Origin of the sequence: Streptomyces sp. NPDC093591 (genome assembly GCF_044764885.1) — a bacterium.
In the GTDB taxonomy this organism is placed as follows: domain Bacteria; phylum Actinomycetota; class Actinomycetes; order Streptomycetales; family Streptomycetaceae; genus Streptomyces.
Window position 1 is genome coordinate 145,140 of sequence record NZ_JBIWIY010000004.1, and the last position, 18,131, is coordinate 163,270.

Genomic DNA, 18,131 nt, shown 5'->3' on the forward strand with positions numbered 1-18,131 from the left:
TCGGGCGGAACCGAGCTCCCGCAAGCCCTGTCAGGGCCGGGCCGGGGCTCAGCCCTGCTTCGGCGCCGTAGGAGCGACGCGGCGCAGGGTGAAGGAGTGGCCGGCCGGGTCGGCGTAGCCACGCTCCTCGTACGGCCCCGCCGCGTCCTTCGCCTCCAGGGGGCGGCCGCCGAGCCCGACGATCCTGCGCTCCGTCTCGTCCAGGTCCCCCACCACGAAGTCCAGGTGGGCCTGGAGGGAGTTCTCGGGGCGCGGCCAGCTCGGCGGCGTCGCGTTCATGTCGCGGCGGAACGCCAGCCGGGTGCCGTCGGCGCCCCTGATCTCCACGCGGTTGGCGGTCGCCTCCGTCTGCTCACCGTCCAGCAGTTCCCTGTAGAACAAGGCGAGTTTCTCCGGCTCGGCACAGTCGAGCACCACGAAGCCCGCTTTCACCAGTGGCATGAGTCCTCCGAAAGGTCCGGGGCGCGGGACGTGCCTGTCCCGCCGCCCTGTGCCTCTCGGGTGTCCCCACCGGGTCGTTTCAGTCCGCGACCAGCCACTCTCCGTCTCGCATGAGCTCGCGCCCGTCCAGTTCGTCGGCCTCGCGCCAGGCCTGCACCCGCTGCGGCCGGACACGGAAGTACAGGTAGGGCGTGGCGAGTTGCCGCGGATCGAAGCCGGTCCTGGCCGCGAACCGGTCGGCCGCCTCCTCGGGCAGCTGAGCGGGAGCGATCGTGTCGACCGCGCCCTCGATCATGACGACGTCCCGGGTCGGCCCGATGCCGAGGCGCGCTCTGCCGGTCGTCCTCAGGTTCCGGCCCGTCGGGCTGTTGGCCGGCGTGGCCAGCAGCAGGGTCGAGCCGTCCCAGAGGTAGGACAGCGGGACGAGATACGGCACGCCGCCGTCGACCTCGGCCGTGGCGACCCACACGTCCTCGTCGTGCTCCAGTCGGTTCAGGGTGTCCTGCTTGCGCTGCTTGGCGGGGCGTGCGGGCGGGCGGGTCATCGGGGGACGGCCTCCTGAGGGGACATGACGGAACAACTGTCGACGGACGTTTCCAGTGTGACCGTCAGCCTTCCGGCCGGCCCCGGATTTCCGTCAGCCGCACCTGCGCCGCGCTCAACAACAGGTCCAGGGCCGCCGGATAGGAGCTGTGCCGCATGTCCGCCACGAGGTGGCGGGCGGTCGCGGCGATGTGCGGGTGGGTGTCGGCGGGCAGCCGGGCGTACGTCGCCCGCCACACGCGCGTCTCCGTCTCCCGGGAGGCCTTGGGCAGCGCCGCGGCGGCCGCGTCGAGGGCCCCGAACGACAGGGCCTGGTCGACGAAGACGTGGTAGATCCGCACTGCCTCCGCGTCGGGGAAACCGGCGCCTCGCAGGACGCCGAGGATGGTCTCGACGGCCTGGATCTCGTACACCCGCCCGGTCACCCGGTACGAGCTCAGCACCGCCGCGCGGGGATGGGCGAGGGCTCCCGCGTGCATGCGCAGGCCGAGGTCGCGCAGGTCGGCGCGCCAGTCACCGGTGGGACGCCAGATGCGCAGCGTCCGGCCGATGAGCTCGTCGGCGATGGCGAGCATCAGGTCGTCGGTGTGCCGGAAGTACCGGTACAGCGAGCTGGGGTCGGCGCCGAGGGCGCGGCCGAGGCGGCGTACCGAGAGGGCGTCCGCGCCGTGCTCCTCGATGAGCCTCAGGGCCGTCTCGACGATCAGTGCCTCGGACAGGACGACGCCCTGCTTGGTGGGTCGGCGGCGCTGCCGTGCGGTGGGCGGGACGACGCGGTCGGTCATGGGCGCCTCCGTGGGCCGGGAAGCCGGTATCGATGGGCGAGACCTTATGACAACACCGTTGACCTGTTAACCCCCCGGACAGTTTCATGTCCGCTCATCGGGGCCGCCCAGGCCCCCGGTGCGAGCGGAGACCGGCCATGCCCGACCAGCCCCACAGCGTCGACCCAGCCGCGCGGCCCGCGCTGCGCAAGTCCCTCGGCGTCCTCGACGGCATCGCCATCGCCGCGTCCAGCACCGCCGCGACCACCAGCATCGGCATCGGCCTGGGGGTCACGGCCGGGGTGGTCGGCCTGCATCTGCCGGCGATCATGCTGCTGGCGTTCCTGCCGATCCTCGGCATCGCGGGCGCCTACTCCCGCCTCAACCGCGTCGAGCCGAACGCGGGCAACGGCTATGTGTGGGTGGGCCGTTCACTCACTCCGTGGCTCGGCTTCATGGTCGGCTGGGTGAACATCGTGGCCGTGGTGGCGTTCCTGGCGTACACCACCGCGGTCACCGGCTCGGCCCTGCTCCAGCTCGCGGGGGACGCCGGGCTGCACCGGGTGGGCACTGTGGCGCTGGACCCGGGTTCGACCGCGCAGACGACCGCGGTCGGCATCCTCGTCCTGGTGGCGGTCACGCTGACCGCCGTGACCGGCATCCGCACCGCCGCGCGACTGCAGGCCGGACTGCTGGTCTTCGAGTACGTCGTCCTGCTCGGCTTCTGCGGCTACGGCATCGTCACCGGCCCGCACGACTTCAGCCTGAGCTGGTTCGACCCGTTCGCGATCCCGTCGGCGACGGCACTCGCGCAGGGGATGCTGCTGTCGGTGTTCTGCTACTGGGGCTTCGAGTCGGCCTTCAGCGTCAACGAGGAGGTGCGCGACCCGCGCGACGCGTCCCGGGCCGGGATCACCACCCTGTTCACCATGCTGGCGCTGTTCCTGCTCGGCTCGATCGCCTTCCAACGCGTCCTGTCCGAGGCGGAGTTGGTCGGTCACGGCGCCGAGGGCCTGGCCTTCTTCGGCGAACGGCTGGCGTCCCAGCCCTGGGCGGCGCTCCCCCTCGTCGCCCTGATGTTCTCGGCCGTCGCCTCCCTGCAGGCCGGCGTGATCCCCACGGCCCGGGCGATGTTCGCGATGAGCCGGGACCGTACGCTCGGGCCGGTGTGGTCCAAGGTCAGTCCCCGGTACGGCACTCCGGCCGCCGGGACGCTGCTCATCGGCGCGCTCGCGGCGGTGGTCGCGGCGCTCGCGCTGGTCATCCCGCGGCTGGCCGACATGATCATGGCCACGGTGAGTGCCGTGGGCATCGTGGTGGCCCTGTCGTACGCCCTGACGGCCGTCGCGGCCGCCGTGCGCTTCCGTTCGCTGCTGCGTGAGGACTGGCGGCAAGGCGTACGGGCGGTGGTGTTGCCCGCGCTGAGCGCGGCGGTCCTGCTCGGCCTCGGCGGCTACCTCGGCTGGTCCTTCTACACCTCCGCCGACCACTTCGAAGTCAGCGCCGACAACGGCTGGTTCCTGTTGTGCACTCCCCTGGCGATGATCGCGTCGGGCTTCGTGGCCGCCGCGTGGGCCAAGTGGGTGCGCAGGTCGCCGTACTTCCGCACCGGCAAGGGCACCGACGCGGACGCGCCCCGCCTTCTCGCCACGTCCCGCTGACCGATCAGGAAACGGACCATGTACGCAGATCTGCTCTTCACCGGCGGCCCCGTCCTCACCCCCGAGGGCCGCACCGCGACCGCCGTGGCCGTCACCGGCGACCGCATCACGGCCGTAGGACATCAGGAGGTGCACGATCTCGCCGGGCCGCGGACCGAGGTGGTGGACCTCGCCGGGCGGCTGCTGCTGCCGGGGTTCCAGGACGCGCATGTGCATCCGGTGCCGGCGGGGCTGGAGCTCACCCAGTGCGACCTGACCGGGGCGAGGACGGCGGACGGCACCCTCGCCGCGGTGCGCGCGTACGCCGACGCGCACCCGGAGCGGGAGTGGATCACCGGCGGCGGCTGGTCGATGGAGGCCTTCGAGGGCGGTACGCCGACGAAGGAGCTGCTGGACGCGGTGGTGACCGACCGGCCGGTCTACCTCCCCAACCGGGATCATCACGGCGCGTGGGTCAACAGCCGTGCCCTCGCGCTCGCGGGCATCACACGCGACACGCCCGACCCGGCCGACGGGCGCATCGACCGGGACGCCTCGGGTGAGCCGAGCGGGACGTTGCAGGAGGGGGCGATGCAGCTCGTCGGGCGGCTCACTCCGCCCGCCACCGCGGCCGACCGGCTGGCAGCCCTGCTGCACGCCCAGCGGCATCTGCACGCGCTCGGCATCACGGCCTGGCAGGACGCGCTGGTCGGGGAGTTCCTGGGCATGGACGACCCGTCCGACGCGTACCTCGCGGCGGCCCGGGACGGCCTGCTCACCGCGCGTGTCGTCGGGGCGCTGTGGTGGGACCGCGAGCGCGGTGCCGAGCAGATCCCGGAGCTGGTGGAGCGGCGCGCCGCCTCGGGCCACGGCCGGTTCCGCGCGAGCAGCGTCAAGCTGATGCTGGACGGTGTCGCCGAGACCGGGACCGCCGCCCTGCTGGACCCGTACCTCGACAAGTGCGGCTGCGCCACCGCCAACCGCGGCACGAGCTTCATCGACGCCGGTCGACTACCCCAGTACGTGCGTGAGTTGGACGCGCTCGGCTTCCAGTGCCACTTCCATGCCCTCGGCGACCGTGCCGTACGCGACGCGCTGGACGCCATCGAGGCGGCGCGGGCCGCGAACGGACCGAGCGACACGCGGCCCCACCTGGCGCACCTTCAGGTCGTCCACCCCGATGACGTGCCGCGTTTCGGCCGGCTCGGCGCCATCGCGAACATCCAGCCGCTCTGGGCGGCCCACGAACCGCAGATGGACGAACTGACCATCCCCTTCCTCGGGTCCGAACGGGCCGCGTGGCAGTACCCGTTCGGGGCGCTGCTGCGCTCCGGCGCGCGGCTCGCGGCGGGCAGCGACTGGCCCGTGAGCAGCCCCGATCCGCTCCAGGGAATCCATGTCGCGGTCAACCGCGTGGCGCCCGACGGCGGCGACACGCCGGTGTTCCTTCCCGCCGAACGCATCGGACTCGCCGAGGCGTTGACGGCGTACACGGCGGGCTCGGCACATGTGAACCACCTCGACGACACGGGCGCGGTGCGGCCGGGAGCGCTCGCGGATCTCGTGGTCCTGGACCGCGATCCGTTCGAGGGGCCGGCCGAGGCGATCGCTCAGACGCGTGTGTGTTCCACTTATGTCGGGGGCGCGCGAGTATACGCAGCTCAAGAGGTGTGAGCAGTAACGGAGATCACGGTCCGGTCACGCGTAGATCATTTACGCTCTGGGCAGTCTCGTACCGCTTTTAGGTTCAACTTTCGGCCATAGAAGCTGAGTTCGAGTGCACGGGTGGCCAATTCGGCCACCTGTGGGCAGGGCCGGGGGGGCTCTGTATCGCCGTCTCCCGGAAGGAAGCGCATGCCTCAGGAATACCAGCCATGGGATCTGCCGCAGACCACCGCCCGCACCTACCCCTACGCCTCGGCCGACGACATGGCCGTCCAGATGAATCGGTTCTCCCTGGCCTTACTCCTCGACGACCCGTTGGACGCCAACCAGCCGGACGGGACAGCCGAGGCGGCGCGTGAGCTCATCGTCGTCCCTGGCGTCGGACGCTGAGGCGCCGACAGAGGTGCCGTTCCTCGGCTGCCGACGCAGCAGTCGTGCCCTTCACGGTCGTTCGCGGCAGGAACCCGAGCCGGTCGCGTGAGTCCGGCCGTTCGGCGAGGCCGTCGCGGCAAGTACCGAAGGTTCCCGGGCACGGCCGGCCGACAGCCACGGTCGTTCGATTCCGTTGCCAGACCACAGTTTTAATGGGAGACCGGTGTGAAATCTCGTGTTATAGGCACTGTTCCGAAGGCGTCCGCCGACAGCCTGCTCCCGGCGCAGCCAGGCGCCCAACTCCCGCCCACGGAGGCGGCGAACAGCCTGGCCCGCTTCTTGGCGAAACACGTCAAGAGGAGCACGGAGCAGTACCGAAGGTCCCATAACGCCGCTCTGCAGCGGCTGAACGCCCTCGGATCCCCTCACCCCGGTACCACGCTGCATGTGGAGGGAGCCCTCCATCTGGCGCGGCCCGCGTTCCTCCCGCCCGACGAGGAGGGCTACGCCAGGCTGAGGCGCCTCGACGCCGGCCTGCGCGTGATCGAGGCAGCCTTCCCCCAAGTCAGCACCGACATCGAGCTCTGCCGACTGACCTGCACGATGCTGGAAGGGGCGTGGAGGAGCCGGGCCCTCACCCCGCCGCGCGAGGAGGAGCAGACGACCGCCTGCACCTGCCCTCTGTGCCGTCGGCTGCCCACACCCCCCGCACGCACACTGGACGACTACCGTTGGCGGCAGAGCGCCGGTCGTCCCCTCACCGTCAAGACCTGGCCGAACCGCCGGGAACTCGACAGCGTCCTGACCGGTGGATGGTCCTGGACCCGGCAGATGAACGACCTTGAGCGAGACCTGGGCCACCGCTACCGCTTCGAGGACGACATCCTCGTCTTCCACGAATACAAGCGCGTGATCGACACCATCGACACAACGCGCCTCACCCAACACGTCGAAGGCCGCCTGGCCGAGAATTTCAGCACCAACAGCGCACGGGCCCTGGTCTCCGGGCTCTTCGCGGCCCACAAGCGATCCGTCGACGAGTACTGGCTCCAGCAGCACGACGCGGGCAACGTCACGCTCCCCCAGTCCAACCCGCTCAACCAGAGCACCTACTCGATCCTGCAGATGCTGGACTGCCTGTTCTGGCACGTCGCCCCCGACACCGAACTCTGGCAGGAGGAGAACCTCGCCTCCCTGCTGCTGTGCCGTGCCATCGACGACATGGCCGATGTCCGAGCCGACGCCCTCACCGGCGAGATCAGCAACTTCTGGCTCGCCGACATGCCCACCCACACCAAGGCGCTCTACGCCGCCTGCGCCATAGCCATCGTCAAGTACGGCTGCATGCCCGAGGCGCACAGCCCGATGTGGAACACCTGGCTGATGACCACCACCATCGTCTGGATGGGGCTCACGGGCCGCCACGCCCTGTGGTTCGACGGCATCACTCAAGGCCTCCCCCCGGCCGACGAGTGCCCGCTGTGCGACCTGCAGCCCAACCCGTGCACCGGCATCCTCACCCACGGCGCCACCCTCACCATCGCCCCGCGGCCCACCGCACCGGCACTGAGCCCCCGGACCGCCGAGCTGTCCGCGCGCTGCCGGGCCCAACACCCCCAGGCATGGCCGCTCTTCGACGCCGAGCTCCATGCCTTCGAAGCACTGCACGGGCCCTGGTACGGCAACACCGACAGCGCGTGGGAGATCTTGCGCCGCACCTACATCGCCGCTGTGGAGGCATCCAGCGCCGACCCGTCCCCGGAGCGCGCTCGTCAGATCCAACAGGACGCCGGCGTAGTCGGATCCGAGAGGTTTCACACCCTGCACGACCCTCGGACCGGGAGGGAGGACACCGCGCTGCTCGCCTACATGTTCGGCGGCGCCCACCCGCACTTCCTCTGGAACGCCACGGGATACCGTCCCACGGGCGTCGCAGGCGACTGGCTCGACGGCTGACGCCTCAGTCCTTTTCCGGATGCCGGCCGGGTGAGGAGACGACGCTGCCCGGCCGGGGATCCGGCCGGGCAGCGGTGGTGTCGGAGCGGTGGTGTCAGACGGAGAACTCGACCGGCAGGCTGTCGAGCCGGGACTCCCAGGTGGAGGCGGTCGAGGAGAGCTCCTCCGACGGCACGGCCAGGCGCAGGCCCGGCAGCCGGTGCAGCAGGACGTCCACGCCGATCTCGATGATGGACTGGCCGATGTTCTGCCCCGGACACTCGTGCGGTCCGGAGCTGAACGCCAGGTGCGACTGGTTGCCCTGGACGGCGACGGCCGAGTCGGGCCGTACCTCCGGGTCGAGGTTGCCGGCGGCCAGGCCCAGGATGAGCAGTTCGCCCTCCTGGATGTGATGGCCTCCGAGCTCCAGGTCGGCGGTCGCGAACCGGCCCGGCAGCACGGCCAGCGGCGGGGTGTCCCACATGACCTCCTCCACCACCGAGGAGATGTTCAGCTGCCCGCTGACCAGACCGGACAGCCGGCCGGCGTCGGTGAGGACCAGTTGCAGGACCCGGGCCAGCAGGTTGCTGGTGGTGGTGTGCGCGGCGATCAGCACCAGGCGCAGATGGCTGACGACCTCGTCGTCGTCGAGGCCGGCCGGGTGCTGCAGCAGGGCCGTGGCGAAGTCGGAGCCCGGCTCGACCCGCTTGCGCTCGGCGAGTTCCGCGAGGATCTGCATGATCCGCTCGTTGTGTTCGAGGGCGCCCTCGCCGCCCTTGAAGACCTGGGCGCACGACTCGACCAGGCGTAGCCCGTCCGCCGTGGGAAGGCCCAGGATCCGGGTGAGCACGAGCATCGGCAGGTGCTCGGCGTAGTCGGCCACCAGGTCGGCGCGCCCGGCGTCGGCGAACGCGTCGATCTGTTTGTTCGCGAAGTACGTGGCGTGTCGCCGTACGCCGCGGCTGGACGCCGCGAGCAGCCCGTCGGTGACCGCGCCGCGCAACCGGCGGTGCGGTTCGCCGTCCTGGGAGACGCAGTCGGGCCGCCAGCCGACCATCGGGATCAGCGGTGACGTCTCGGAAACACGCCCCTCCCGCCAGTCCCGCCAGATCCGCGCGTCCCGGCTGAACTGGCGGGGGTTGTCGAGCACCCGCCGGTTGTCGCGGTAGCCGAGGACCAGCCAGGCGGGGACGTCGCCCTCCAGCAGCACCGGCGCCACGGACCCGTGCTCCTTGCGCAGCCGCTCGTAGATGCCGTAGGGGTCGGTCGACGCCTCCGGCCCGTACAGCCGGGTGAGGTCGGCCCCGTGGGCGACCGGGCAGCCGCTCGGGGCGTCGGGATCGTTTAAGGGCTGGGCGTTCATCGGGACTCCAGTGCGACGGCGGAGCGAGCCTTCAAGTGACGTATCAGCGCGACGAGCACGTCACGGCTGGAGGCCCGGTCGCGGGCGTCGCAGGCCACGACCGGGATGTGTTCGGGGATGTCGAGGGCGTCGCGGATCTCCTCGACCGGGTAGCCCTTGGAGTCGGGGAAGACGTTCAGCGCGACGACGAACGGGACGTTCTGCCGCTCCATCTCCTCGATGGCCCGGAAGCTGGAGGCGAGGCGCCGGGTGTCGACCAGGACGACGGCGCCGAGCGCGCCCTTGAACAGGCCGTTCCACAGGAACCAGAACCGCTCCTGGCCGGGCGTGCCGAACAGGTACAGCATCAGGCTCTCGTTGAGGCTGATCTTGCCGAAGTCCAGGCTGACGGTGGTCTCCGTCTTGTCGGCGACCCCGATGAGGTGGTCGACGTCGGCGCTGGCCTGGGTGAGCGTCTCCTCGGTGGTCAGCGGCTTGATGTCGCTGACCGAGCGGACCAAGGTGGTCTTTCCGGTGCCGAAGCCGCCGGCGATCATCACCTTCACCGAGCGGGGGCCGGACCCACCGGGCCGCCCCGGATCGTCAAAGCCTTTCAAGTCCACTGAGTACCTCCTCAAGGAGCGCGAGGTCGGGCCCGCGACCGACGCCGTGCGCCGGGATGGGGTCACGGGCTTCGACGCGGCCTGCCTCGAGCAGATCCGTGAGCAGCACCGCGAGAATGTTGAAGGGCAATCCGAGATGGGCGCCGAGTTCGGCCACCGACAGCGGATCGCGGCAGCGCCGGAGGATGTCCTCGTGCTCGTGCTGCATGCCCGGTACGGGGGCGGTCAGGGAGACGATGAGGGTCGCAACGTCGAGACTCGACGCCGAACCGCCCGGTCCGCTGCGCCCCCCGGTGAGGACGTAGTAGCGCTCGAGACCGGACGGGTCCGTGGACCGGCGGGGAGCACTCATCCAGAGTGCTCCTCCAGGCGCGGAGTGGTGCCGAGGAGCTCGCCCATCCTCCGGGCCAGATCCCTCATCTGGTGTCCGAGCAGCCCCTGGTCGAGGCCTTCCCGGGCAAGCACACCGAGATACGTCTCCACACCGGCCCGTACGACGAAGAGGTGCCCGCCGTCGACCTCGATCATCGCCAGCCTGAGCTGCCCCGCGTACTTGGGGAACTGCTCGGCGACCGGCTGGGCCAGGGCCTGCAGTCCGGCCACCACGGCCGCGAACCGGTCCACGTCGTCGGGGTCTTCGGCACCAAAGGAGGTGATGGCCTTGCCGTCACTGGAGGCCACGAGGGCGAAGCGGATCTCCGGGATGGACTCCACCAGATCGCGGAGCGCCCAGCTCACGTCGGTTCCCTGTTGCGTCATGTGGACTAGTCGCTCTCTTCAGTGTGGTGCTCGGTGGATCCGCGCCCGGCAGGTGCGGTTTCCTCCTCGGTGGACTCCTCGCCGGCCTCCCGGCCGGCCGTGGCGAAGGCGGCCAGGCCGGCGAACGAGGCGTCCGGCGGGACCGCGGAGACGGCTGTCTCCTCGGTCCGCTCCCGGCGCTCGGCCGGCTGGGGCGCGGCCGCCTCGTTGCGTTTGCTGCGGCGCCGGGGCAGTCCGCCGGGCGTGGTGTCCACGGCCTCGCCGGGTTCGGCCACCCATTCGGCGGCGGCCGCCGTGCGCACCGGGGCGGCCTCGGCCGGCTGGGCCGCCGGGGTCGCGGCGGCGGCCGGGGCTGCGGCGGGCAGCGGGCTGAAGTACTTGTGCGGAACCACCACCACCACCGAAGTGCCGAGCCAGGGCGAGTCCGCGAAGGTCACGCGGATGCCGTAGCGACGGGCGAGTGCACCGACGACGCGCAGGCCGATGCTGGCGTCCTCGGAGATGCCGCCGATGCCCGGTCCGGCCGCGGTGCCGGTCAGGGCGTCCTCGGCCTCGCGCTTCTTCTCGTCGCTCAGGCCCTTGCCGGAGTCCTGGATCTCGATGCCGACGCCGTTGGGCACCTCCTTGCCGGAGACCAGCACGGGTTCGCTGGGCGGCGAGTAGCGGGCCGCGTTGTCCAGCAGGTGCGCGAAGATCAGCGTGAGGTGGTCCACCAGGCCGCCGTCCACGCCGAGTTCGGGCAGGTGGCGGATCTCGACGCGGTGGAAGTCCTTGATCCGCCCGACGCCGCCGCGCACCACGCTGAGCAGGCGCTGCGGCTCCTGCCACTGCCGTCCCGGCCGGTCCGAGCCGCCGAGCACGCCGATGCTCGCGGCGAGCGAGTCGGCGGGGCCGAGCTCCTGGTCCAGCTGCATCAGACCGCGGGCCACGGCGGGCAGCCGCCCGTGCTCGCCCTGCATCTCGTGCAGGCGGCCGCGGAGCTTGCTGGTCAGCACGTGGATACGGTTGCCGATGCTGATGACGGCCTGTTCGGCGGAGGTCGAGCGGTTGAACTCCTCCTCCACGCCGATCAGGGCGGTACGCAGCACCTTGCGCAGTTCGGCCTGCAGGTCGGCGCTGACCTTGGCGCACTGGTTGGCCGCGGGCAGCAGGTCGTCGATGGCCTCGCCGGCGCGCAGCTGCTTCAGGGCCTCGGGCAGCTGCTCGTCGGCGAGCCGGGCGACCGCGGCCTGCTGGTGCGCGAGCTGCTCCTGCCAGACCTCGGCCTGGTCGGTGAGCTGGGACTCGTACGACGTCACCTGGGCGGCGAGGCGCTCCTCGAACGCGCGTGCCTGCTCGGCCAGTTGAGCCTCGTACGTCGAGCGCTGCTCCGCGAGCTGTGCCTCGTACGCGCCGGACTGATCCGTGAGCTGGCCCTCCAGGGAGGCGCGCTCGGCGGTGAACTTCCGCTCCAGGCCCGCCACATGCTGCTGCCACTGCTGCGAGTGCTCGGCCTGCGTGGCGCGGAAGGAACCCTCGGAGCTCCTCAGCTGGTTGCGGGTGCGGATCAGCAGCCGTACGCAGACGGCGCTCGCGGCCGTCGCCGCGACACCCGCGACACCGGCGGTTATTCGCTCGGAGCTCATGAACGTGGCGGCAACCGTCCCGCCTCCTAAAGCCAGCGGCATCAACCACCAGCTGTACCAGGCGACAGGGGCCCGCGCCGCCGGCGGCGGAGTGGCGAGTTCCATCTGCATCCTTACAAGCAACACGATCGAACAGGGGGGGTGTGCAAGGGGGAAGCGCACTGATGCATACGCACCACGAGGTGACCGATCGCGACCGAGTCAACTCGCAGCGCCGAACGGGAGCTTATCGGGTTTGAACGCGAAAGGATCAACCTGACCGCTTGGCGGAAGTGAGGATTCCATCACTCTCCGCCAAGCGCACAAACATCGACAAATACCTTTACTGACCTGCACAGTTGGAGAAAACGACGCCTGGGTTCACGCGCGGTTCACCTGCAGCCGGCGCCGTCCTTCACCCGGGGCCAGGCCTCGACACCGTCGGGGGTGCGGACGTACGCCGTCGACATGTCGTCGGTCAGCCACAGCCGCCGGTCGCCGAGCCGGTATCCGGTGTCGTGCGCGTCGTCGGGCATGGGTACGTCGCCGTCGTACGCGGCGTTCAGCATGCCGGGGGCGAGCACGCCGTCGGGATCGCGGGCGTACAGCTTGCGGTCCCGGTACGTGCCGAGTCCCAGGAAGTGCGCCTGCTGCCAGTCGCAGTGGGCCGATCCGGCGGAACTGCTGATCTCGGTGATCGGCACGCGGCGGCCGTCCTCGTCGGTCCAGATCTCGTACTCCTGGGTGGCGGTGAAGCTCTCGGGGAGTTCGGCGGGGTCACAGGAGGCGCTGGTCTCCGGGCCCCAACCGGGGCGGTCCTCACCGTCCTCGGCGACGACGACCGCGACCTTCGTCCGCCCGTCGACGTCGTAGGAGAAAAGGACCCGGCCGTTCTCCTCCCGCTCCACGCGGTAGCCGGACCGCGGCACATCGGGCTGCTCGATGTCGAAGTACGCCGTCAGGCCCTCCTCGGGCGTGGATCCGCCGTCCCCCTCGCTCCAGGTTTCGCCGCCCCCGCCGGAGTAGATCTCCCCGTCGCACTCCAGTGCCCGGCCCGCGGCGCCCGACTCGACGCGTGTCGCCCGCGGGCCGTCCTCGTCGAGATTGCGGACGGGGACGTAGAGCGGTCCGTCGTACGGCGTGGGCGGCGGCGTGCCCTGGACGATCACGCCCTCCTCGCCGGCCCCGCATCCCACGGCCGCCGACGCCACCAGGACCGCCACCGCCACAAGCCCTCTGCGCATTCCTGCCCCCTGTGCCCCTGCCGTCTTGGTCCTTCGACGCGCCGGCGGGCCGGAACGTTCGTGTCTACCTGGCGGCAGCCGCCTGGAACGTGCGCCGGTACGCCTGCGGCGACACCCCGATCGCGGCATGCAGGTGTTGGCGCAGGGAGGCTCCCGTGGCGAAGCCGACCTGGCCGGCGATCTGGTCCACGGGCAGATCGCTGGCTTCCAGCAGATGCCGGGCGCGGGCGACGCGCTGCTGGATCAGCCAGCGGCCGGGGCTGAGGCCGACCTCGTCGTTGAAGCGGCGGGCGAAGGTGCGCCGGCTCATCCGGGCGTGGGCGGCGAGGTCGGCCAGGGTGAGGGGTTCGTCGAGGCGCTCCAGGGCCCAGGCGCGGGTGGGGGCGGTGCTCGCCGCCGCGCTCTCCGGGACCGGCTGCTCGATGTACTGGGCCTGGCCGCCGTCCCGGAAGGGGGGCACGACGCAGCGCCGGGCCACCGCGTTGGCGAGTTCATGGCCGTGGTCGGTGCGGACGATGTGCAGGCAGACGTCGACGCCGGAGGCGGCGCCGGCCGAGGTGAGGATGCGTCCGTCGTGCACGAAGAGGACGTCCGGGTCCAGGTCGACGTGCGGGTACCGGCGCCGGAACGGTTCGGTCACCTGCCAGTGCGTGGTGGCCCTGCGGCCGTCCAGGAGACCCGCCGCGGCGAGGACGAAGGCGGCGGTGCAGATCGACACGATGCGGGCGTCCGGGCGGATCAGCGCGAGCGCGTCGGCGACCTCGGCGGGCAGCTCCGCGGGGATGTACGGGACCGCCATGGACGCGACCACCACGGTGTCGGCCGTGGCGAGGACCTCCGGGCCGTACCGCACGCCGATCGTGAAGTCCGCGTTGCTGCGCACCGGGCGGCCGTCCACGCTGCAGGTCAGCACCTCGTACCGGCCGTCGGCCGCGCCGAAGATCCGGCTGGGGATGCCCAGCTCGAAGGGGTAGACGCCGTCCAGGGCCAGCACCACGACCCGTTCCACCTGTCGCTCACCGCTTCGCTCTCCACTCATGGCACGATCCTATCGAAGGTTGGCAATCGTGCCATTTTCCTGTGCGGCGGCTCCCGGCAGGCTGTTTCCCCATGAGCACTGTGAACACGATGCGAGCCATCAGCCAGGACGTCCTCGGCGGTCCCGAGGTCCTCAAGGAAGTGGAAATCGAGCGCCCGACGCCGCGCCCGAACGAGGTGCTGGTCCGCGTCCGCGCCGCCGGCCTCAACCCGACCGACTGGAAGCACCGCGCGAACGGCGGTTTCCTGGGCGAGCCGCCCTTCGTCCTGGGCTGGGACGTCTCCGGAGTGGTCGAGGCGGTCGGTATCGGCGTCGCCCGCTTCGCGCCCGGCGACGAGGTCTTCGGCATGCTGTCCTACCCGTTCGGCCACGGCTCGCACGCCGAGTACGTCTCCGCGCCGGCGCGCACCTTCGCGCACAAGCCGGCCTCGATCGACCACACGCAGGCGGGCGCGCTGCCGCTGGTCTCCCTCACCGCCTGGCAGGCGCTGGTCGAGTACGCCGACCTCAAGCCGGGGCAGCGGGTCCTGATCCACGCGGCCGCGGGCGGGGTCGGACACGTGGCCGTGCAGATCGCCAAGGCGCGGGGCGCGTATGTGATCGGCACGGCGAGCGCGGGCAAGCACGACTTCCTGCGGAGCCTCGGCGCGGACGAGCTGATCGACTACCGGGAGACGGACTTCGCCGAGGCCGTGAAGGACGTGGACGTCGTACTGGACACCCTGGGCGGCGAGACGTCCGTGCGCTCGCTGAGGGTGCTGCGCCCCGGTGGGGTCGTCGTCTCGATCCTGCCGGTCGGGTCGGACGAGTTCCACGAGGAGGCCGAGCGGCTCGGCGTTCGGGGCGTGCGGATGCTCGTGGACGCCGACCGCGCCGATCTGCGGGCGATCGTGGAACTCGTGGAGAAGGGCGAGCTGCGCGCCGAGATCGCCGGGACGTTCCCGCTGGCCGATGCCGCCGAGGCACATGCGCTCGGCGACACCGGCCGGACGACGGGCAAGCTGGTGCTGCTCGTCAGCTGAGTCAGAACGTCAGCACGGGCTTGATCGCCTTCCCCGCCCCCATGTCCCGTACCGCCTGGTCGATCTCCGCGAACGGATAGGTGCTGATCAGGCGGTGCAGCGGGAGCCGCCCCTCCTTCACGAGGCGGACCAGGGCGGGGATGAAGGTCCGCGTCTCGGCGTCGCCGAGGGTGAGGCCGACGACCTGCTTGCCGCCGAGCAGCCCGTTGACGTCCAGGGCGACCTCGGTGCCGAAGGGTGGGGCGCCGACGACGACCAGGGTGCCGCGGGCGGCGAGCGCGTCGACGCCCTGGCGCAGGACGCCGACGTTGCCCGTGGTCTCCACGACGCCGTCGGCGCCCTGGCCGCCGGTGATCCGGCCGAGCGCCTCGGCGAGGTCGGCCTCGGCGGCGTTGACGGTGTGGGTGGCGCCCAACTCCTTTGCCAGTGAGAGGCGTTCGCCGACCCGGTCGACGGCGACGATGTTGGTGGCGGGGGTGAGGGCGGCGGCCATGACGGCGGACAGGCCGACCGCGCCGGCGCCGAGGACGACGACCGTGCTGCCGGTGACCGGCTTCAGTACGTTCCAGACGGCGCCGACTCCGGTCTGCACACCGCAGCCCAGCGGGGCGATCGAGGCGAGCGGCACGTCCGGGTCGACCTTCACCAGGCTGGCCTCGTCCACCAGCGCCCGCTCGGCGAAGGAGGACTGCCCGAAGAAGTGACCGCCCAGCGCCTCGCCACCCCGGCTGATCGTGCTGCTGCCGTCGGCCCGGCGCCCGCCGATCAGGTTCAACGGCAGCCAGGTCGCGCAGTAGGCGGGGTGGCCACCCCGGCAGTTGCGGCAGTCGCCGCAGGAGGTGAAGGACAGCACCACGTGGTCGCCGGGCGCGACGCCGGTCACGGACGGGCCGACGGCCTCGACGACGCCCGCGCCCTCATGACCGAGGACGCCGGGGAGGGGGAAGGGCAGTCCGCCGCTCGCCACGCCGAGGTCCGTGTGGCACAGGCCGGTCGCCACCATGCGGACGACGGCCTCGTGCGGTCCGGGCTCGTCGAGCTCGACGTCGGAGAGGGTGAAGGGTGCTCCGCCGGACTCGACGACGGCGGCACGGGTGGGGATGGACATCGTACGAACTCCTTGGCGGGGGCGCTCAGTCGAGCGACACGACGACGGACTTGGTGGTGGTGTAGGCGTCGAGCGCCTCGGGCCCGTACTCGCGGCCGAAGCCGGAGTCCTTGACGCCGCCGAAGGGGACGGCGGGGTCGAGCATCGCCCAGTCGTTGACCCAGACGATGCCGGCCTGGAGCCGGTCGGCGACGCGGTGGGCACGGGCCAGGTTGCCGGTCTGGATGCCGGAGGCCAGGCCGTACGGCGTGGAGTTGGCGAGCTCGACGGCCTCGTCCTCGGAGTCGAAGGGCTGCACGGTGAGGACCGGGCCGAAGATCTCCTCCTGGATCACCCGGGAGTCGTTCGGCAGGTCGGCGATCACGGTCGGCTTGTAGTAGTAGCCGCCGTCGAGGTCGAGCCGCTCACCGCCGCAGACGATGCGGCCGCCTTCCTTGCGGGCCAGGTCGACGTACTCCTCGACCTTGCGCAGGTGCCGCTCCCCCGCCATCGGGCCGACGACGGTCTCGGGCTTGCGCGGGTCGCCGAGCGGTACGCCGGGCACGGCGTCGGCGAGGATGCCGAGCAGCGTGCTGTAGACGGGACGCGCCACCAGCAGCCGCGGTCCGCCCATGCAGAACTGGCCGGTGTTGAAGACGAAGCCCTTGATGACCGCGCCGACGGCCTTCTCCAGGTCGGCGTCCTCGAAGACGAGGTGGGCCGCGTTGCCGCCGAGCTCCATGGTGACGGGCTTGAGTGCCTCCCCGGCGATGCCCGCCACCTTCCGGCCGACGGTGGTCGAGCCGGTGAAGGCGACCTTGTCCACGCCGGAGTGGCGCAGCAGCGCCTCGCCGGCCGCGGGACCGCCGGTGACGACGTTGAGCACGCCGTCCGGGAGACCGGCCTTCTTGAAGAGCTCCGCCATGTACAGCGCGCTGAGGGGGGTCTCCTCGGCCGGCTTGTGCACCACCGTGTTCCCGGCCGCCAGCGCCGGGCCGATCTTCGAGCCGGCCAGGATCAGCGGGAAGTTGTACGGGGTGATCGCCGCGACCACGCCGAGCGGCCGGCGCCGGACATAGGCGAGGGCGTTCATGGGCGTGTCCCGGACGGAGCCGTCCAGGGCGTGGGCGAGGGCGGCGAAGTGCTCGTAGTCGTTGGCCGCGTTGGTCACGTCGACGGCGTGGGCGAGCGTGATCGGCTTGCCGACGTCGCGGCTCTCCAGCTCGGCGACGGTGTCCGCGTTCTCCCGGATCAGCTCGGCGACGCGGTGCAGCACTCTGCCGCGCTCGCGGCCGCTCAGCCCGGACCAGGCACCGTCGTCGAAGGCGTCCCGCGCGGCGCGCACGGCCGCGTCCACGTCGGCGGCACCGGCGTCCGCGACGGTCGTGACGACCGCGCCGCGGGACGGGTCGACCACCTCGGTGCGCGCTCCGTCGGCGGCCTCACGCCACTGGCCCCCGATGAACAACCGACCGGGTTCGATCTCGAAGGTGGTCATCACCACTCCTCAGCCTCATCGCCAAGATTTCAACCAACAGGATTCCTGTTTGTCCGCAGTCTCATTACAGACAGGTTTCCTGTCAATGCTCTAGGCTGAACTCATGCTCGACACCCAGGCAACCAAGGCACCTCCGTCGCTTCTCTACATGGTGAAGCAGGTGGAGCTCGTCGTGCGCTCCCACCTGGACGAGCTGGTCAAGCCGTCCGGGATCACCGCGCTGCAGTACACCGCGCTCACCGTGCTGCAGCGGCACGACGGACTGTCGGCGGCCCAGCTGGCGCGCGACTCGTTCGTCACGGCGCAGTCGATCGCCGATCTGGTCCGCAGCCTGGAGAACCGCGGACTGGTCCGCCGGGAGCGCAACCCGCGCAATCGCCGGGAGCTGCTGATCCTGCTCACCGATGCGGGGCGCGAGCTGCTCGCACGGCACGAGGGCGCCGTGCGGGAGCTGGAGGAGCGGATGGTGCGGGACCTCACGGCCCATCAGACCGAGCAGCTGCGCCAGGCACTCTCCAAGGCCTGGCACGCGCTGTCGTAAGTCCCGTCCGCG

18 protein-coding genes are annotated in these 18,131 nt (G+C 71.2%); 6 read left to right on the plus strand and 12 right to left on the minus strand.

The window, feature by feature from the left end; all coding sequences use genetic code 11:
* Positions 1-48: 48 nt before the first annotated feature.
* From ACIREI_RS10075 to ACIREI_RS10085, 3 genes are all read right to left on the minus strand, one after another.
* Entirely contained in the window at positions 49-441 is a 393-nt protein-coding gene (locus ACIREI_RS10075; RefSeq protein ID WP_403329797.1) for a VOC family protein, read from the minus strand.
* Between the two features lie 79 nt (positions 442-520).
* Positions 521-985 carry a pyridoxamine 5'-phosphate oxidase family protein gene (locus ACIREI_RS10080; protein ID WP_403329800.1) on the minus strand — a complete coding sequence of 155 codons (465 nt, stop codon included), beginning with the start codon at positions 983-985 and terminating at the stop codon, positions 521-523.
* Positions 986-1,049: 64 nt separating this feature from the next.
* Positions 1,050-1,769: a TetR/AcrR family transcriptional regulator gene (locus ACIREI_RS10085; protein WP_403329802.1), complete on the minus strand. Its 720-nt coding sequence runs from the start codon at positions 1,767-1,769 to the stop codon at positions 1,050-1,052.
* A 137-nt stretch (positions 1,770-1,906) separates the two neighbouring features.
* Here ACIREI_RS10085 and ACIREI_RS10090 point away from each other — a divergent pair, with 137 nt between their 5' ends.
* The 4 genes from ACIREI_RS10090 to ACIREI_RS10105 all read left to right on the plus strand — a co-directional run bounded on the left by ACIREI_RS10090 (position 1,907) and on the right by ACIREI_RS10105 (position 7,381).
* Positions 1,907-3,409, plus strand: coding sequence for an APC family permease (locus ACIREI_RS10090; protein WP_403329805.1), 1,503 nt, complete (start codon positions 1,907-1,909; stop codon positions 3,407-3,409).
* A gap of 18 nt (positions 3,410-3,427) precedes the next feature.
* The gene (locus ACIREI_RS10095) at positions 3,428-5,062 is read left to right on the plus strand and encodes an amidohydrolase (protein WP_403329807.1); all 1,635 of its coding nucleotides are present in this window, start codon (positions 3,428-3,430) and stop codon (positions 5,060-5,062) included.
* Positions 5,063-5,242: 180 nt separating this feature from the next.
* Positions 5,243-5,443 carry a hypothetical protein gene (locus tag ACIREI_RS10100; protein ID WP_403329810.1) on the plus strand — a complete coding sequence of 67 codons (201 nt, stop codon included), beginning with the start codon at positions 5,243-5,245 and terminating at the stop codon, positions 5,441-5,443.
* Between the two features lie 429 nt (positions 5,444-5,872).
* A complete protein-coding gene (locus tag ACIREI_RS10105) occupies positions 5,873-7,381 on the plus strand; it encodes a hypothetical protein (RefSeq protein ID WP_403329813.1) in 1,509 nt (502 codons plus the stop codon).
* Between the two features lie 94 nt (positions 7,382-7,475).
* On the opposite strand, the gene ACIREI_RS10110 is transcribed toward ACIREI_RS10105, so the two are convergent.
* The 7 genes from ACIREI_RS10110 to ACIREI_RS10140 form a co-directional block, all read right to left on the minus strand.
* Positions 7,476-8,723 carry a cytochrome P450 gene (locus ACIREI_RS10110; protein WP_403329816.1) on the minus strand — a complete coding sequence of 416 codons (1,248 nt, stop codon included), beginning with the start codon at positions 8,721-8,723 and terminating at the stop codon, positions 7,476-7,478.
* Positions 8,720-9,325 (minus strand): GTP-binding protein, encoded by a 606-nt coding sequence (locus tag ACIREI_RS10115; RefSeq protein ID WP_403329818.1) that lies wholly within the window; start codon positions 9,323-9,325, stop codon positions 8,720-8,722. Before ACIREI_RS10115 ends, ACIREI_RS10110 begins: the two co-directional genes overlap by 4 nt.
* Positions 9,306-9,677: a DUF742 domain-containing protein gene (locus ACIREI_RS10120; RefSeq protein ID WP_403329821.1), complete on the minus strand. Its 372-nt coding sequence runs from the start codon at positions 9,675-9,677 to the stop codon at positions 9,306-9,308. Before ACIREI_RS10120 ends, ACIREI_RS10115 begins: the two co-directional genes overlap by 20 nt.
* Positions 9,674-10,084 carry a roadblock/LC7 domain-containing protein gene (locus ACIREI_RS10125; protein ID WP_030043913.1) on the minus strand — a complete coding sequence of 137 codons (411 nt, stop codon included), beginning with the start codon at positions 10,082-10,084 and terminating at the stop codon, positions 9,674-9,676. The genes ACIREI_RS10120 and ACIREI_RS10125 overlap by 4 nt, the downstream gene beginning before the upstream one ends.
* A gap of 5 nt (positions 10,085-10,089) precedes the next feature.
* Positions 10,090-11,814, minus strand: coding sequence for an ATP-binding protein (locus ACIREI_RS10130; RefSeq protein WP_403329824.1), 1,725 nt, complete (start codon positions 11,812-11,814; stop codon positions 10,090-10,092).
* Positions 11,815-12,080: 266 nt separating this feature from the next.
* Positions 12,081-12,932, minus strand: coding sequence for a hypothetical protein (locus ACIREI_RS10135; RefSeq protein ID WP_403329827.1), 852 nt, complete (start codon positions 12,930-12,932; stop codon positions 12,081-12,083).
* Positions 12,933-12,996: 64 nt separating this feature from the next.
* A complete protein-coding gene (locus tag ACIREI_RS10140) occupies positions 12,997-13,971 on the minus strand; it encodes a GlxA family transcriptional regulator (RefSeq protein ID WP_403329830.1) in 975 nt (324 codons plus the stop codon).
* Positions 13,972-14,042: 71 nt separating this feature from the next.
* Here ACIREI_RS10140 and ACIREI_RS10145 point away from each other — a divergent pair, with 71 nt between their 5' ends.
* Positions 14,043-14,993: an NADP-dependent oxidoreductase gene (locus ACIREI_RS10145; RefSeq protein WP_403329833.1), complete on the plus strand. Its 951-nt coding sequence runs from the start codon at positions 14,043-14,045 to the stop codon at positions 14,991-14,993.
* 1 nt (position 14,994) lies between these two features.
* Here the strand turns inward: ACIREI_RS10145 and ACIREI_RS10150 are convergent, their stop codons facing one another.
* On the minus strand, positions 14,995-16,101 hold the full coding sequence (locus ACIREI_RS10150) for an NAD(P)-dependent alcohol dehydrogenase (RefSeq protein WP_403329836.1): 1,107 nt from the start codon (positions 16,099-16,101) through the stop codon (positions 14,995-14,997).
* Between the two features lie 25 nt (positions 16,102-16,126).
* Positions 16,127-17,578 (minus strand): aldehyde dehydrogenase family protein, encoded by a 1,452-nt coding sequence (locus ACIREI_RS10155; protein WP_403329839.1) that lies wholly within the window; start codon positions 17,576-17,578, stop codon positions 16,127-16,129.
* Positions 17,579-17,681: 103 nt separating this feature from the next.
* On the opposite strand from ACIREI_RS10155, the gene ACIREI_RS10160 reads away from it, so the two are divergent.
* Positions 17,682-18,119: a MarR family winged helix-turn-helix transcriptional regulator gene (locus tag ACIREI_RS10160; RefSeq protein WP_403329842.1), complete on the plus strand. Its 438-nt coding sequence runs from the start codon at positions 17,682-17,684 to the stop codon at positions 18,117-18,119.
* The last annotated feature ends 12 nt before the right edge of the window (positions 18,120-18,131 follow it).